The 13,626-nt window shown below is 35.1% G+C and carries 18 protein-coding genes; 9 read left to right on the top strand and 9 right to left on the bottom strand.

Annotated elements, in window-relative coordinates; genetic code table 11:
* Positions 1–38: 38 nt before the first annotated feature.
* The 5 genes from RHP76_RS18940 to ruvX all read right to left on the bottom strand — a co-directional run bounded on the left by RHP76_RS18940 (position 39) and on the right by ruvX (position 3,594).
* Positions 39–914 carry an SdiA-regulated domain-containing protein gene (locus tag RHP76_RS18940; protein WP_311228798.1) on the bottom strand — a complete coding sequence of 292 codons (876 nt, stop codon included), beginning with the start codon at positions 912–914 and terminating at the stop codon, positions 39–41.
* Positions 915–971: 57 nt separating this feature from the next.
* Positions 972–1,739 (bottom strand): nucleoside triphosphate pyrophosphohydrolase, encoded by a 768-nt coding sequence (gene mazG, locus RHP76_RS18935; RefSeq protein ID WP_311228797.1) that lies wholly within the window; start codon positions 1,737–1,739, stop codon positions 972–974.
* A gap of 237 nt (positions 1,740–1,976) precedes the next feature.
* Entirely contained in the window at positions 1,977–2,534 is a 558-nt protein-coding gene (locus RHP76_RS18930) for a DUF5606 family protein (protein ID WP_288443666.1), read from the bottom strand.
* Positions 2,535–2,608: 74 nt separating this feature from the next.
* On the bottom strand, positions 2,609–3,181 hold the full coding sequence (def, locus tag RHP76_RS18925) for a peptide deformylase (RefSeq protein ID WP_034693378.1): 573 nt from the start codon (positions 3,179–3,181) through the stop codon (positions 2,609–2,611).
* On the bottom strand, positions 3,178–3,594 hold the full coding sequence (gene ruvX / locus RHP76_RS18920) for a Holliday junction resolvase RuvX (RefSeq protein ID WP_062675601.1): 417 nt from the start codon (positions 3,592–3,594) through the stop codon (positions 3,178–3,180). Before ruvX ends, def begins: the two co-directional genes overlap by 4 nt.
* A gap of 115 nt (positions 3,595–3,709) precedes the next feature.
* On the opposite strand from ruvX, the gene RHP76_RS18915 reads away from it, so the two are divergent.
* Entirely contained in the window at positions 3,710–4,186 is a 477-nt protein-coding gene (locus tag RHP76_RS18915; protein WP_062675602.1) for a SixA phosphatase family protein, read from the top strand.
* On the top strand, positions 4,167–5,060 hold the full coding sequence (locus RHP76_RS18910; protein ID WP_311228796.1) for an archaemetzincin: 894 nt from the start codon (positions 4,167–4,169) through the stop codon (positions 5,058–5,060). The genes RHP76_RS18915 and RHP76_RS18910 overlap by 20 nt, the downstream gene beginning before the upstream one ends.
* A 323-nt stretch (positions 5,061–5,383) precedes the next feature.
* On the opposite strand, the gene RHP76_RS18905 is transcribed toward RHP76_RS18910, so the two are convergent.
* Positions 5,384–6,928, bottom strand: coding sequence for a serine hydrolase (locus RHP76_RS18905; protein WP_288443662.1), 1,545 nt, complete (start codon positions 6,926–6,928; stop codon positions 5,384–5,386).
* Between the two features lie 89 nt (positions 6,929–7,017).
* On the opposite strand from RHP76_RS18905, the gene RHP76_RS18900 reads away from it, so the two are divergent.
* The 6 genes from RHP76_RS18900 to RHP76_RS18875 all read left to right on the top strand — a co-directional run bounded on the left by RHP76_RS18900 (position 7,018) and on the right by RHP76_RS18875 (position 10,499).
* Positions 7,018–7,485: a hypothetical protein gene (locus RHP76_RS18900; protein ID WP_123278980.1), complete on the top strand. Its 468-nt coding sequence runs from the start codon at positions 7,018–7,020 to the stop codon at positions 7,483–7,485.
* Positions 7,486–7,541: 56 nt separating this feature from the next.
* Positions 7,542–7,991 (top strand): hypothetical protein, encoded by a 450-nt coding sequence (locus tag RHP76_RS18895; RefSeq protein ID WP_311228795.1) that lies wholly within the window; start codon positions 7,542–7,544, stop codon positions 7,989–7,991.
* A complete protein-coding gene (locus tag RHP76_RS18890; RefSeq protein WP_311228794.1) occupies positions 7,991–8,488 on the top strand; it encodes a metallophosphoesterase family protein in 498 nt (165 codons plus the stop codon). Before RHP76_RS18895 ends, RHP76_RS18890 begins: the two co-directional genes overlap by 1 nt.
* Before the next feature lie 125 nt (positions 8,489–8,613).
* Positions 8,614–9,108 (top strand): DUF8465 domain-containing protein, encoded by a 495-nt coding sequence (locus RHP76_RS18885; protein WP_120233355.1) that lies wholly within the window; start codon positions 8,614–8,616, stop codon positions 9,106–9,108.
* Between the two features lie 18 nt (positions 9,109–9,126).
* Positions 9,127–9,843: a DUF3822 family protein gene (locus RHP76_RS18880; RefSeq protein WP_120233354.1), complete on the top strand. Its 717-nt coding sequence runs from the start codon at positions 9,127–9,129 to the stop codon at positions 9,841–9,843.
* Between the two features lie 83 nt (positions 9,844–9,926).
* Positions 9,927–10,499 (top strand): RsmD family RNA methyltransferase, encoded by a 573-nt coding sequence (locus RHP76_RS18875; protein ID WP_062675611.1) that lies wholly within the window; start codon positions 9,927–9,929, stop codon positions 10,497–10,499.
* Here the strand turns inward: RHP76_RS18875 and RHP76_RS18870 are convergent.
* Positions 10,496–10,843, bottom strand: a complete 348-nt coding sequence (locus RHP76_RS18870; protein ID WP_034693356.1) for a winged helix-turn-helix transcriptional regulator — start codon at positions 10,841–10,843, stop codon at positions 10,496–10,498. The two genes, RHP76_RS18875 and RHP76_RS18870, sit on opposite strands and share 4 nt — an antisense overlap.
* Positions 10,844–10,927: 84 nt before the next feature.
* On the opposite strand from RHP76_RS18870, the gene RHP76_RS18865 reads away from it, so the two are divergent.
* Positions 10,928–11,527, top strand: coding sequence for a nitroreductase family protein (locus RHP76_RS18865; protein WP_120233353.1), 600 nt, complete (start codon positions 10,928–10,930; stop codon positions 11,525–11,527).
* Between the two features lie 77 nt (positions 11,528–11,604).
* Here RHP76_RS18865 and murI read toward each other — a convergent pair whose 3' ends face one another.
* Both murI and hemW read right to left on the bottom strand, forming a co-directional pair.
* Positions 11,605–12,435 (bottom strand): glutamate racemase, encoded by an 831-nt coding sequence (gene murI, locus RHP76_RS18860; protein WP_062675613.1) that lies wholly within the window; start codon positions 12,433–12,435, stop codon positions 11,605–11,607.
* 60 nt (positions 12,436–12,495) lie between these two features.
* Positions 12,496–13,620, bottom strand: a complete 1,125-nt coding sequence (gene hemW, locus RHP76_RS18855; protein WP_082798833.1) for a radical SAM family heme chaperone HemW — start codon at positions 13,618–13,620, stop codon at positions 12,496–12,498.
* Between the last annotated feature and the right edge of the window lie 6 nt (positions 13,621–13,626).

The raw sequence follows: 13,626 nt of genomic DNA, 5'->3' as shown, positions 1-13,626 counted from the left end.
AGTTATTTAATCGCCTGTAAAGGTAAAGAATATAAAATTTAGTTTAATGAAAAACTGTATACATTTCCTCCTTCATCCTTCCCTTTCTCATCTGCAATCATTACTGTTTTATCATTAAAGAAAACAACAGCTTCTTTCTGGGAATTATGGTTCAAAGGAATTTTCTGAATTTTAGCAGAATTAAAATCGTTAGCAGTAAATCCGGTAAGAACATGTACATTTTTATGCGTCAGCAATACAATTTTATCTTTCGTACTGTTGATGGTGGCCGATGTAATAGCTGCATCATTATACCCTCCATCAAGTTTTAATGTTCCTATTAACTTCGCTTCAAAATCACCTTCTTTATTGGGTACCTGAAATACAAGGAAAGTTCCATCAAAACCTTTGCTTCTGTTTTTGGTGAATAAGTAAAAATTTCCGTCCATTTCCACAAAACCTTCACAATCGTACAAAAGATTTGATTTTTTGGGAGGAAACTCCGTCTGTCCCTGATAATGGAATTTTGTAGTCTGAACAACCTTGGCCGCAATTTGTTTGGTATCTTTCAAATCTGTTTTTAAGATGGCCAGATCCTGTCGGTTATTGTCATTATTCCCAAAATCTCCTATATAAATATTTCCCTGGGGATCAGATATGATATCTTCCCAGTCTGTATTTTCAGCATTTTCTACCGGTATTTTTGCCAGCATATCGCCTTTATCACTTAGCCCGTATATTGCATTTTTATTTCCTCTGTCTTCTATCGCCCAGATTGTTTTCTTGTCCTTTGACAAAGTAATTCCGGAAACTTCCTTCAACTTCTTGGGTAAGGAAAACTGTACTTTCAATTCGTCTTCCTTAGCAGGAGAATTCTGGGCTTTTGGATTGCAGCTAAACAAAAGCAAGGCGGGTAAAATAAGAAAGCGTAACATATTTATATTTTATTTTTTTAACTGAATATAAGAAGCATTAATTGTTCCAATCGGCAACTATGAAAGTTTTTTTGCCTTTTCCCAAAGAACATCCATTTCTTCCAGAGACATATCTGCCAGTTTTAAATCCTGTTCCCCGGCAAGGTCTTCCATCTTTTGAAATCTTGAAATAAACTTCAGATTGGTTCTTTCCAATGCAGAATCGGGATTGATTCCTGAAATTCTTGCATAATTGATAAGTGAGAAGAAAACATCCCCCAACTCTTGTTCTTTTTTATCCAAATCCCTTTCAGCATGGAACTCCTGAATTTCTTCATCTACCTTTTTCCAGGCATCTTCTGCATCATGAAATTCAAAACCGATTCCTTTTACCTTATCCTGAATCCTGTAGGCTTTTACCAAACTTGGCAGACTTTTCGGAACTCCACCTAAAATAGATTTGTTTCCTTCTTTCAATTTTAATTTTTCCCAGTTCTGTTTCACTTCTTCCTCATCTTTCACTTCAGTATCTCCATAGATATGAGGATGACGGAAAATCAGCTTTTCATTAAGGGAATTAATAACATCTGCAATGTCAAAACTTCCTTTTTCAGAACCGATTTTAGCATAAAAAACCAAATGAAGCAAAACATCACCCAATTCTTTTTTTATTTCCTGTAAATCTTCCTGTAAAATAGCATCTGAAAGTTCGTAGGTTTCTTCAAGGGTAAGATGGCGAAGTGATTGGAATGTCTGTTTCTGATCCCATGGACATTTTTCACGCAAATCATCCATAATATCCAGTAATCTTCCGAAGGCCTCCAGTTTCTCTTGTTTCGTATTCATAAATAATGGGAAATTCAATCTTATACAAATGTAAGGGATATTCGGACATCATTACAAACGTTGGAAGTAAAAGTTGCGAAGTGCAGAATCCGGATAGATTCAATATGTAAACCTAACAGGTTCTCAAAACCTGCTAGGTTTGGAATATTAGCATCAATTATTTTTTGTCTTGAAAAAAACAAAAAACCTTGTCCGGAAATTCCAGACAAGGTTTTGTATTTTTAATTCAAAAATGAATTATCCTTGTTTTCTGTGTGTACTTTTCGGAGCTGATTTTGCAGCTGAAGTAGCTTTTACTTTTGGAGCAGCAGGCTTTTCTGCTTTTGGAGCCGCTTTTTTAGCATCTTTTTCAATGCTTACTTCTTCAGCAGCTTCACCTTCTAAAGTTTCAGGCTCTGCCTTTACAAAGCTTTCAGGAGTGATATATCCTGCCTTTTGAAGAATATTGTACCATTGAGCCAATTTCTTGATATCAGAAGAATATACTCTTTCTGTATCATAGTTGGGAAGAGATGCCAACATGAAATCTTTCAATTCCGCATCAGAAGATTTGTGAGAAATCGTTTCCTTATAATCGTTGTTTTTAGCAATATTTTCAAATACTTCAAACAAAGGAACTTCTTTCTCAAATGTAAACATGGCGATATTGTCCAATAAACTTACCTGGCTTGAGTTTCCAATGCTTACTTTTTTCTTGTTGGTAACATCTTCAATGATGAATCCGTTTCTTAATTGAGAAACTAATTTGAAAAGTCCTGGTTTTCCAGAAATTGAAATTATTTTTTCTAACAGCATAATTTTATTTTTTGTAAATTCTGCAATCAGCACTAGCTTTTTGCTTTTTATTATTCGTTTTAATCCTTATTTAATTATTTTGGAAATCTCATTTTGTAACCGATGTTCACGTCACCCTGAGAGATTTTGGTCAGCTTACCTTTTACGAGTTTCTTCTTCAGAGCGCTCAGGTGGTCGGTAAACAGAACTCCTTCAATGTGGTCATATTCATGCTGAATTACGCGGGCTCTAATATCGGAAAAAGTTTCTGTATGTTTCACAAAATTTTCGTCATAATATTCAATAACGATTGTTCCTTTTCTTTTCACATCTTCTCTTACATCCGGAATAGAAAGACAGCCCTCATTAAACTTCCATTCTTCCCCTGACTCTTCAAGAATCTGTGCATTAATAAATACTTTTTTGAACTCCGCCAACTCATCTTTAATATCTTCATAATCCTCATCTTCTGCAAGAGGCGTCACATCTATTACAAACAGACGGATATCCAAACCAATCTGTGGCGCTGCAAGACCTATGCCATTTGCACTGTACATGGTTTCGAACATGTTATCTATCAGTTCCTGTAATTCGGGATAATCTTTGTCTATATCTTTTCCCACTTTTCTCAAAACAGGATCCCCAAAAGCTCTTATCGGTAATATCATCTTAATCTTTGTTCTAAAAAATTCTGCAATATAATTGTTGCACTTACTTTATCTATTAATCCTTTTTCCTGCCTCTTTTTCTTGTTTTTTCCACTTTGGGAAATAAAAAACGAAGCCATTTTGGAGGTAAATCTTTCATCAAAACGGTGAACTGCAATATCCGAAAATTCTTTTTTAAATTCTTCTATGAATTTTAAAATATCGGTTTCAACTTCTGAAACATTTCCTTTCAAATCTATGGGAAGCCCAACTACTACTTCATCCACCTTATTTTCATTGAAATATTTTTTCAAAAATTCCATTAAAAAACGGTTCTCCACAGTCTCCAGCCCACTGGCTATAATCTGCATATCATCAGTTGCAGCGATACCACAACGAGCCTTTCCGTAGTCTATTGCAAGGATTTGTCCCATAAGTTTGCAAATTTAGTAAAATTTACTGATTTTATTCATAACGCAGTTTTTTTATATAAATCATGTTTTATTCCATTATTTTTTTTATAATTTTAATCTTCCAAAAAACAATTATATGAAGAAACTCATCCTCGTTAGACATGCAAAAAGCGATTGGCCGGAGGAAACGGAGGACTTTGACAGACCTTTGGCAGACAAAGGTTTGGAGGATGCTATGCACATGTCCAGATTCCTGAAAAACAATAATATTTCCATTGATCATTTTGTGTCCAGCCCCGCGGTTCGTGCACTGAATACCTGTAAAATCTTTAATCAGGCCTATCAGCTGAACTGTTCAACTGATGAAAAACTATATAACCCTTCGGAAAGAAGCTTTGAATCTGTAATTTATGATCTGGATGACAACCTGAATTCAGTTGCGTTCTTCTCTCACAATAATGGAATTTCCAATTTTGCCAATTCCATTTCTGAAGATATTTTCCATTTCCCCACTTGCGGAGTTGCAGGTTTTGAAGTAGACTGTGAATCCTGGTCAGAATTCGATGGTGCTAAAAAGAAACTTCTTTTCTTTTATGAACCAGGGAAAATATAATTTCACTTTTCTATTTTTTTATGTCACAATAATTACCCTTCTTTTCTCTTGTCAGAAACAGAAGAAAAATTACTATGAATCTATTGCATTCAATGACATCAAACTTTCCTCTTCTCCCAAACCCGGAAGCTGGCGGTATAATCATGATGAACATTTCCAGACATTTGAAGATTTTCAAAAATTAAAAAAGATAAAACCACAGCCCGGAAAAAATATCATTTATCTTCAGCCTATAGGAACATTCGATGAACTTCAGAAAAAAGAAATAATCCTCACAAAGGAATATTTAAAAACATATTACCAACTGGAGACCAAAATACTACCAGCACTGCCTAACACGATATTTCCTGAAAATGTAAGAAGAATTTCGAAGGAAGGAAATGAACAGATTCTTGCAGAATATGTACTGGATAGCATTCTGATCAAAAGAAAACCTAAAGATGCTGTAGTACTGATGGGAATTACAGAAAAAGATCTTTTTCCAAAACCGGAATGGAACTATGTTTTCGGACTGGCATCTTATGAAAAAGGTGTAGGGGTAACGTCAATGTATAGATTTGCAAACGGTCATTTAAGCGATTCCAACTTTAATGAGAGTTTTCTGAGATTAATAAAGATCAGTTCTCATGAAATCGGGCATATGTTTGGAATAAGCCATTGTCTGAATGCCAACTGCGTGATGAATGGAACCAATACGCTTACTGAAACAGATTATCACCTCGCAAGAGCATGTTCACTCTGCCAGAGAAAACTCAATTCAAGTATCCATTATGATCCTAAGAAAAGACTTCGTGAATTGAAAAATTTCTTTGAAAAGCAACATCTTAACACAGAACTTTCCCTATCACAGCAAGACCTGAATCTTGTACAATAAACCAACATCCTTTTACCGACTGCCTATTCCCCTCCTCCAGAGGTGGCAAAAAATTTATTTTTTGAAGGGGTGATTAGCTTCGCCTAAAGCCATTATCGTTGTAAACATGAAAAAACGGTGTTCATTCTTGAACTGGTATTCGTAACCTTTCAGCTTATGCTCAGGATGATAGCCCGTTTCTATTGAATTATTTCAGTTCTCATTTTCAATGATCATTAAAATGAGTGTTATCTGTGAATAAATTTGTGGCATTCGTGGTTAACAAACAAAAAAAGAACGGATCAAAGCCCGTTCTCTATAAAATATCTTATGTAATTTCGATTTTATTTCTTCTTCAAATCCAGATCATCAAAATCAAAACTAAAATCCGTCACATCAGAGATCGCTTTCAATTTTGCAGATTCTGCTTTTCCGTTTTCGTCATAGCTGAAGATAATATAGGCATCTGCATCATAGCTTCTGTCGTCCCATTTAATAATAAAAGAATTATTAGAGTATGGAAGTAATTCTCCTTTTAATCTTGGAGAGTTTTTGCACGAAATTCTGTAGCTATTTCCCTGCTGAGCAATGTCTACATCACCAAACCAAATATCATTATATGTCCCTGTGAACTGTTCTGCTTTTGGCTGCAGCGCTTTTTCTTTTTTGAAGGCTTCGGATTTTGCAAAAGCATCTTTCTTTTGTTTGCTGAATTCTGCTTCCATTTTAGCCATTCTTTCGCCATAGGTTTTCAGCCAGTTTCTGTCGGCTACCCCAAGATAAGAATCTTTCACGGTATTCGTAATAGTATTGAAAGCGGCTCCTGACTGTTGGTTCGTCAAGACTACAATTCCCAGTTTCATATCCGGAATTAATGTAAACTGTGTTACCGTTCCGATCAATCCACCGGTATGCTGTACCTGCTTGTGTCCTTTAACATCACTTAAAAACCATCCTAAACCGTATCCATAGAAACTTGTATCATAAGGATTTTTTGCAGCCACTCTATCCGGAATCTGCAGACTCCAAAGTTGTTGAACATTCTTATCCGAAACCAGTTTTTTACCATCTTTTGTGGTGAAATTATTCAACAGACATTCCGCCCACGTGGTCATGTCTTTAATGTTACTCATAATTCCTCCTGCTGCATTGCCCGTCTCATTCCAGTCGTGAGGAACAGCAATTGCTTTTCCGTCTACAGGAGCGTGTGCATCAATTTTATTAGCTATAGCTTTTGCTCTGTTATAGCTTCCGAAACTTGAAGTCATGCCTACAGGCTTCATAATTCTTTGCTCAATAAATTCTGCCCAGCTTAATCCCGAAACTCTGTGAATGACCTCTCCGGCTACAATAAACATGATATTGTTATAATCCAATTTTGTTCTGAAAGGATTTTCCGGTTTCAGGTATCTCACATTATGAACAATATCATTAACAGTCAAATTTCCTCCTTCAGGAAAGAACATAAGATCTCCCTGGCCAAGTCCTAATCCCGCTCTGTGAGTAATAAGATCTTTGATTGTTACATTTTGAGAAACGTAGGGATCGTACATTTGAAACTCTGGAATATATTTTGAAACTTTATCATCCCAGTTCAGTTTTCCTTCATCTGCTAAGATGGCTAATGCTGTACAGGTAAAGCCTTTTGAGTTGGAAGCAATCCCTACCAGCGTATTGTCATCCATTGGCTGCTTTGTGGTAAGAGAACGCATCCCAAACCCTTTGGAGTAAATCATTTTGCCATCTTTCACAATTCCTACCGACATTCCCGGTACATCAAAGGTTTTCAGGGTATTTTGGATCAGTTCGTCCAGCTTTTTTTCTTCAACCTGTGCATTGGCCAATCCTACGGTCAAAAGAAAAATGAAAAAAGAAAGTTTCTGTTTCATTGTTTATTTTAATTTTCCCAAATTTACTAAATATTAAACGATGCTCATTTTAGCCCATGCTAAAACTTTACGATAAATCAGTTGTATTCATGAAAAAGCCTATTTGTATCTGTATTTTCTCTCTTTTCGCAGTCAGCGGTATCAAAGCCCAGGACAGAACTTCAAACCCTTTACTTTTGCAGACCTGGAATCTAAGTAAAATGGACACTTATATCTATACTTACGAAAAACAGGATGGTTTTGAGGCAAGAAGAGAAGGAATCAGATTTCAGAAAAATGGAAAAATCACAGGAAATCTAATTAAATCTACCTTAAGATATGATACCCTGGAAGAACCTGTAAATAAAAAAAACGAAAAGCCAGACCGTTATATCGGGAGCTGGAAAAAAGCTTCAGATTCTACAGTAACGTTGGTTTTCCCTTCTAATACCAATATGACCGGTACTTTTGTCATTTCAAAGCTTACAGAGAATCAACTGAAACTTAAAAAGGTCTTCAGTGCAGATATTGAAAAGAAACTTGATTCTATAAGGAAAACAAAAAATATTACTGATTAGCTTCTCCTGTGAATTGATAAAAGCTTCTTTATATTTGCAGTCTTAAAAAAATTAAAATGGCAGTAAACAAAATATTGGCTTTCCTCTTATTGATGATAAGCTGTAATTTATATTTTTGTCAGGATGTAACCATCAAAGACAATAAAGTTTTACTGGATGGGAAACAGATCCTGAAGGCTGAAAAAATTAATGTGGCACAATATTCTTTTTTCTCTATGAAAAACGATGAGGAAGTTCTTCATTACCGATATATGGATAATGAAACGCCAAGCTATGTAAGTGATGATTATTTTATCCTGAATTTTCTGACAGAAAAGGTAAAGATAGAATCTACTGATATCGGTAAAATTGCCAATTTTATGAACTCTAAAAAAGGAATGGAAAAGTTGGTAAAATGGTTATTGAAAGAAAGAGTGATCAATCATGACGGAGAGCTTAATGCGGATCGCGTAGCCATTTTCAAAGATAAATACAACGAAAATATTACTGAAATAATCCTTAGATAATGACACAAGTTCTTCTCCTCTCCGACTCTCATTCTTATATTGATGACAGAATTCTGGAATATGCTTCTCAGGCTGATGAAGTATGGCACTGCGGGGATTTCGGAAGTATGGATGTGATTGAACAACTGGAAAAAATAAAACCATTGAGGGGTGTTTACGGAAATATTGATAATGCTAAAATTCAGGCAGAATTTCCGGAAGTGAACCGTTTCTTTTGTGAAAAACTGGAAGTTCTCATGATCCATATCGGAGGTTATCCAGGAAAATATACTCCACTTACAAAAAAAGAAATTGCAGAAAAAACTCCGAAATTATTTATTTCAGGTCATTCCCATATTTTAAAAGCAATGTATGACCAGAAAAACAGTCTTCTTCATCTCAACCCGGGAGCTTGCGGAAAACAGGGTTGGCATAAAGTGAGAACAATGATGCGCTTTGTGGTGGATGGTGAGGAAATCAAAGATCTGGAGGTCATAGAACTGGGACCAAGAGTGTGATGAGGAAGAATGTGTGAAAGTTGGAGGGTTTGAGTGTTGAAGAGTTCGAATGTAGAGGAGTTTGTGTTCATCCGTTTTACTTTTTACCTTTGCACAAATAATGGCTCACAGAAGTCTTGAAAAATATGAAAATTGGCGATAAGGTTTCGGTAGTAGATGAAGATTTAAGCGGAGTAGTTACTTCCGTGAAGGGTAATATTGTCGTTTTTAAAGACGAATATGGTTTTACTCATCAGTATCCCAAAGAAAAACTGGTTCCTAAAGATGCTGATCTTTATGAAAATATCAGAGTCGTAAGAAAAGCGGAGCCTAGAAAAATCATTTCTAAAAAACATCAGAAAAATCATTTGGTTTTAGACCTGCATTTTCATAATTTGGTAAAGAATCCCAATGATTATGACAGTTTTGAAAGATTGTTTATTCAAAAGGAAAAACTGATTGAAGTGATTGAGTTTTGCAGAAAAAACAATCTGAAGAGACTTGAAATTGTTCACGGCATTGGCGACGGGACTTTACAGAGGATGGTTCGGGATGTATTGGAAAGCCAGGTTAATATTGATTTTTATAATAAGGAAATACTTCACCATCAATCGGGTGCGGTAATGGTAGAATTTCACTAAATTTGCAGGAATTGAAATATGAACGTACTTAATTTACTTTTTACCAAAGACGGATTAATCTATCAGATTGTTAAAAACAAAAACATTCTGGAAGAAAAGTCTTATTTCGTTACTGAAGAGACACCAGCCAGTCTTATTGACCAAAAGCTGGATGAAGTTCTTATAAAGCAGCGCTATGACGAAATCCATGTGATTTCAGCATTGAACCACTTTACCCTGATGCCGGAAGGTTTTTCTGAGCATGATGCAGGATTTGATTTAATTGCCTTCAATGCTCCTACCGACAGAGAGAAAGAAGAGCTGATGCTTTCTATCAACAAAAAATTCAATATTCAGTTTTATTATACGTTCCCGAAAAACTACTATAAGAAAATAAAAGAACTGGCAATACCGGTTCATTTTAATTTCTCCGGGGAAAAGTTTTTAAGTTCAATCAATAATAAAACGAATAAGGAAATTCATATCAATCTGTATCACAATCAATGTGAGTTTTTTGCGATTGATAATAAGAAAATCATTCTTTATAATAATCTGGATGTCAATTCTGAAGTAGATTTCCTTTACTTCATTATGTTTACATTGAGCAAGATCGGTTTTGGAATCAATGAAACCAGCTTTTATGCTTATGGAGAAACGACGGAAAATGAAACGTTTATTTCCGAACTTCAGAAATTTGTTAAAAATCTGAAAATTGTCTTTGACAATATTCCCAATAAGAATTTTATACTTAACTAGGTTTCAGGCCGCAGGTAATAGGGATAAAAATCCAAACATATTACCCAATACCTAAAATCTATTACCCAAACCCTAACAAAAATATGTTCAGAATAATATCAGGCAAATGGAAAGCCAAAAAAATTGCAGCTCCTAAAAACTTTGAAGTAAGACCTACCACCGATTTTGCGAAAGAGGCTTTATTCAGCATTCTGGAAAATAAATACGATATGCAGTCGATTTCCGTGCTTGATCTTTTTGCAGGAATTGGCTCTATCACCTTTGAATTTGCTTCCAGAGGATGTCAAAATGTAACGTCTGTAGAATTGAATCCGAAGCATACCGCCTTTATAAATACCACTGCATCTGAGCTTGACATGGCACTTCAGATCAATGTACAGCGAGGAGATGTTTTCGACTGGCTAAAAAAATTCAGAAATAAAAAATCTTTTGAGATTGTTTTTTCTGATGCTCCTTTTGAAATGGAAGAGAAAAAATACCACGAGCTGATTTCTCTTGTTTTAAACAATAAATACCTGAAGGAAAACGGAGTTCTTATTGTAGAGCACCAAAGTCGTATGAAACTTGACCATCCCAATTTAATAGATACCCGAAAATACGGAAACGTAAGTTTCAGTTTTTTTGAACCCAATAAAGAAGATAATCAGGAACTTTAATTCCTGATTATTTTTTTTGAGATGACCGGAGATTCTTCGCCCCATTTTGTTATAGCTTCTAAAACAGGTAAAAGCGTCTTTCCAAAGTCCGTTAATTCATATTCTACCACTAAAGGAGGTTTTTCTGTAAAAACTTTTCTGTCAACAATTCCATCTTCCTCCAATTGCTTTAGCTGCAAACTCAATGTTCTTTCCGTAATAGTAGGAATGGATTTTCTTATTTCATTATAACGCTTCGCTCCTCCAATAAGGTGGTGTAAAATTACTGCTTTCCATTTCCCACCGATAAATTTCATCGTAACGCTGGTACAGCAGGGATAGGATTTATTATCTATTGTATACATTTTTATACTATCATTTTTTACCGTTATTGCAAAGTTAGGAAACTTAAATTAATTTTTTAACTATAAAAATGATAGTATAAAATTATGAACTTTTTAGACCAAATGAAAAACAGGTATACTGTAAAAAAGTATAATCCACAGGGAAAAATCAGTGAAGAACAAATTGCAACGCTTCAGGAGATTTTAAACTTAAGTCCTTCCTCCATTAACAGCCAGCCATGGAATTTTATTTTCGTTAATGATCCGGAACTGAAAAAGCAATTGGGTGACAAGTCTTATTTTAATAAAGAAAAAGTACTGGATAGTAGTCATGTAATTGTTTTTCAAGTGATCAGAAACATAGAAAACTTTGAAAAGCAAATTGAAGAAAACCTTCCTGAAGGTTCTGTTAATTATTACCGAACGATGGTAAAACCTAAGGGAGAAGAAGCAATAAAATCATGGCTTGGTCATCAGGTATATTTATCATTAGGAGTTCTTTTGTCTGCATGCGCAGCAATGGGAATAGATTCTACTCCAATGGAAGGAATTGAACCGGAGGGTTATGATGCTGTTCTGAATAATGAAAAATATGAAACCTTATTTGCCGTAGCCATCGGACAGAGAGATGAAGCAGATGCTAATCAGCCGAAATTCAATCCGAAGAAAAGGCTGAATGCTGAAAAAGTAATTATAGAGGCGTAACATAAACACAAATTTCACAATCTCTTTCACAAAGGCCTAATAAAAAAGTCTGCTTCAATATGAGGCAGACTTTTTATTTATAATACTTTCAATTCTAAATCGATGGTTTTTCCAAAGAACTTCTTGGAGATCTTTTCAAAATTCTTGGTAAGATCGGAAAGGTAGAAGTGATAATTCGGCTGGTGATTGTTATCATTTAAAAGACTATACTTATCCAGAATAATCTTCAAATGGTTAGCCACAATATTCGGAGAATCTATTACACGGACTCTGTTTCCATAATACTGCTTGATTTCATCTATTAAAAGAGGATAATGGGTACAGCCCAGAATCAAGGTCTCAATATTCTTCAGTTTACTGTTACTCAAGTAATTGTAGATTATAGCATGGGTGATCGGATGGTTTTTAAATCCTTCTTCAATGGCAGGAACCAGTAATGGTGTTGCCAGTTCATCCACTTTGATCCATTTATTATGTTTTCTGATGCTCTTTTTATATAATCCTGAATTCACGGTTGCTTTGGTAGCAATGACGCCTACATTATTATGGATTTCGTATGATACTTTTTCAGCAACAGGGTTAATAACGTCTATTACAGGTACTTTTCCCGCAACAGACTGCATCACTTCATTTAAAGCATTAGCCGTTGCCGTATTACAGGCAATGACAATGGCTTTACAGTTCTGCTCCAGCAGAAAATTGGTGATCTTTGTAGAATATTCAATAATCGCTTCCTTGGATTTTTCTCCGTAAGGAAGGTGCTTTGTATCTCCAAAGTAAATAAGGTCTTCGTGAGGCAGAAGTCTTTTAATTTCTTTGGCAACGGTAAGACCTCCTACTCCACTATCAAAAATTCCGATAGGCTGGTTGGGTGAAAGATGTGAATAATCTTGTTTTTTCGTTTTCAAATGAGTTGAAATTTTATACAAAAATAGTGAATTTTATGGCATGCTGTATACATACAAACATTATACAATAAACAAATCCGACGCAATTCCGTCTGCCATAAACCAATGTTTTTCAGGAATTTTTAAATGTTCATTCTCAATGATTAAAATACCTTCCTCAATTTTGAACTTGCTCTCTCTCTGAAAATGTTCCAGCATTCTGTCTGAAAATTTATTTTTTAAACTTTCCAGATCTACACCCCAAATGGTACGTAAACCAATCATAATCATTTCGTTAAACTGATCTTCATGGGAAAGAATTTCTTCTTCTTTAGCCAGAAGTTTATCATTCAGTTTTTTGATGTATTGCTGATTATTGGCTACATTCCAGCTTCTTACATCAAATCCGTTATAGGAATGTGCTGAGGGGCCTATTCCAAGATATTCATTGTATTTCCAGTAAGCAGAATTGTGTCGTGAGTAAAAACCAGGTTTTGCAAAATTAGACACTTCATAATGTTCAAAACCATTGTCTTTTAAAAAGTCTGATAGATAATAGAATTCACTGTTTTGCTCTTCTTCTTTGGGACTTTTTATTTTCCCTTTTGAAATCCAGCTTTCTAAAGCTGTTTTGGGCTCAACAGTTAATGCATAAGATGAAATATGAGGAACTTCTAAAGCAATTGTCTTATTCAGATTTTCTTTCCAGATTTCAAGATTGGATGTGGGTGAACCATAGATCAGGTCAATACTCAGGTTTTCAAAGCCGAAATCCTGTGCCCGTTTGATGGAACTTTCTGCTTCGGAAGCATTGTGAGCTCTGTTCATCAGTTTAAGATCTTCTTCAAAAAAACTTTGAGTACCAATAGACAGTCTGTTCACCGGTGTTCCCGCCAGCTGTTTTAAAAAGTCTTTGTCCAGATCATCGGGATTGGCTTCCAGAGTGACTTCTATATCGTTTTCAAAACTGAAGTACTTCAGAACATCATCTATTAAAGAACTGATCTCATCCACAGAAAGAATAGAAGGAGTTCCCCCACCAAAATACAGGGATTTCAGATTTTTATTCTGTAGCTCATCTTTTCTCAATAGTATTTCAGTTTTCATAGCACGAAGCATATCATCCTTGAAATTCAGGGATGTTGAAAAATGAAAGTTACAGTAACTGCATTTTTGTTTACAGAACGGAATGTGAATATAAATCATAAAAAA

Source organism: Chryseobacterium sp. SG20098 (assembly GCF_031844745.1).
GTDB classification, from domain to species: Bacteria; Bacteroidota; Bacteroidia; order Flavobacteriales; family Weeksellaceae; genus Chryseobacterium; species Chryseobacterium cucumeris.
This window is presented reverse-complemented; position numbering and strand designations above follow the sequence as displayed.

What these genes read in the sequence shown, in the direction of transcription:
- RHP76_RS18865 (WP_120233353.1), top strand. Translation starts at nt 10,928, where the DNA reads ATGAACTTTTTAGACCAAATGAAAAACAGGTATACTGTAAAAAAGTAT.
- RHP76_RS18940 (WP_311228798.1), bottom strand. Translation starts at nt 914, where the DNA reads ATGTTACGCTTTCTTATTTTACCCGCCTTGCTTTTGTTTAGCTGCAAT.
- RHP76_RS18905 (WP_288443662.1), bottom strand. Translation starts at nt 6,928, where the DNA reads ATGAAACAGAAACTTTCTTTTTTCATTTTTCTTTTGACCGTAGGATTG.
- RHP76_RS18930 (WP_288443666.1), bottom strand. Translation starts at nt 2,534, where the DNA reads ATGCTGTTAGAAAAAATAATTTCAATTTCTGGAAAACCAGGACTTTTC.
- RHP76_RS18870 (WP_034693356.1), bottom strand. Translation starts at nt 10,843, where the DNA reads ATGTATACAATAGATAATAAATCCTATCCCTGCTGTACCAGCGTTACG.
- RHP76_RS18910 (WP_311228796.1), top strand. Translation starts at nt 4,167, where the DNA reads ATGAACCAGGGAAAATATAATTTCACTTTTCTATTTTTTTATGTCACA.
- ruvX (WP_062675601.1), bottom strand. Translation starts at nt 3,594, where the DNA reads ATGGGACAAATCCTTGCAATAGACTACGGAAAGGCTCGTTGTGGTATC.
- RHP76_RS18880 (WP_120233354.1), top strand. Translation starts at nt 9,127, where the DNA reads ATGAACGTACTTAATTTACTTTTTACCAAAGACGGATTAATCTATCAG.
- RHP76_RS18885 (WP_120233355.1), top strand. Translation starts at nt 8,614, where the DNA reads ATGAAAATTGGCGATAAGGTTTCGGTAGTAGATGAAGATTTAAGCGGA.
- mazG (WP_311228797.1), bottom strand. Translation starts at nt 1,739, where the DNA reads ATGAATACGAAACAAGAGAAACTGGAGGCCTTCGGAAGATTACTGGAT.
- RHP76_RS18890 (WP_311228794.1), top strand. Translation starts at nt 7,991, where the DNA reads ATGACACAAGTTCTTCTCCTCTCCGACTCTCATTCTTATATTGATGAC.
- RHP76_RS18895 (WP_311228795.1), top strand. Translation starts at nt 7,542, where the DNA reads ATGGCAGTAAACAAAATATTGGCTTTCCTCTTATTGATGATAAGCTGT.
- RHP76_RS18900 (WP_123278980.1), top strand. Translation starts at nt 7,018, where the DNA reads ATGAAAAAGCCTATTTGTATCTGTATTTTCTCTCTTTTCGCAGTCAGC.
- RHP76_RS18875 (WP_062675611.1), top strand. Translation starts at nt 9,927, where the DNA reads ATGTTCAGAATAATATCAGGCAAATGGAAAGCCAAAAAAATTGCAGCT.
- hemW (WP_082798833.1), bottom strand. Translation starts at nt 13,620, where the DNA reads ATGATTTATATTCACATTCCGTTCTGTAAACAAAAATGCAGTTACTGT.
- RHP76_RS18915 (WP_062675602.1), top strand. Translation starts at nt 3,710, where the DNA reads ATGAAGAAACTCATCCTCGTTAGACATGCAAAAAGCGATTGGCCGGAG.
- def (WP_034693378.1), bottom strand. Translation starts at nt 3,181, where the DNA reads ATGATATTACCGATAAGAGCTTTTGGGGATCCTGTTTTGAGAAAAGTG.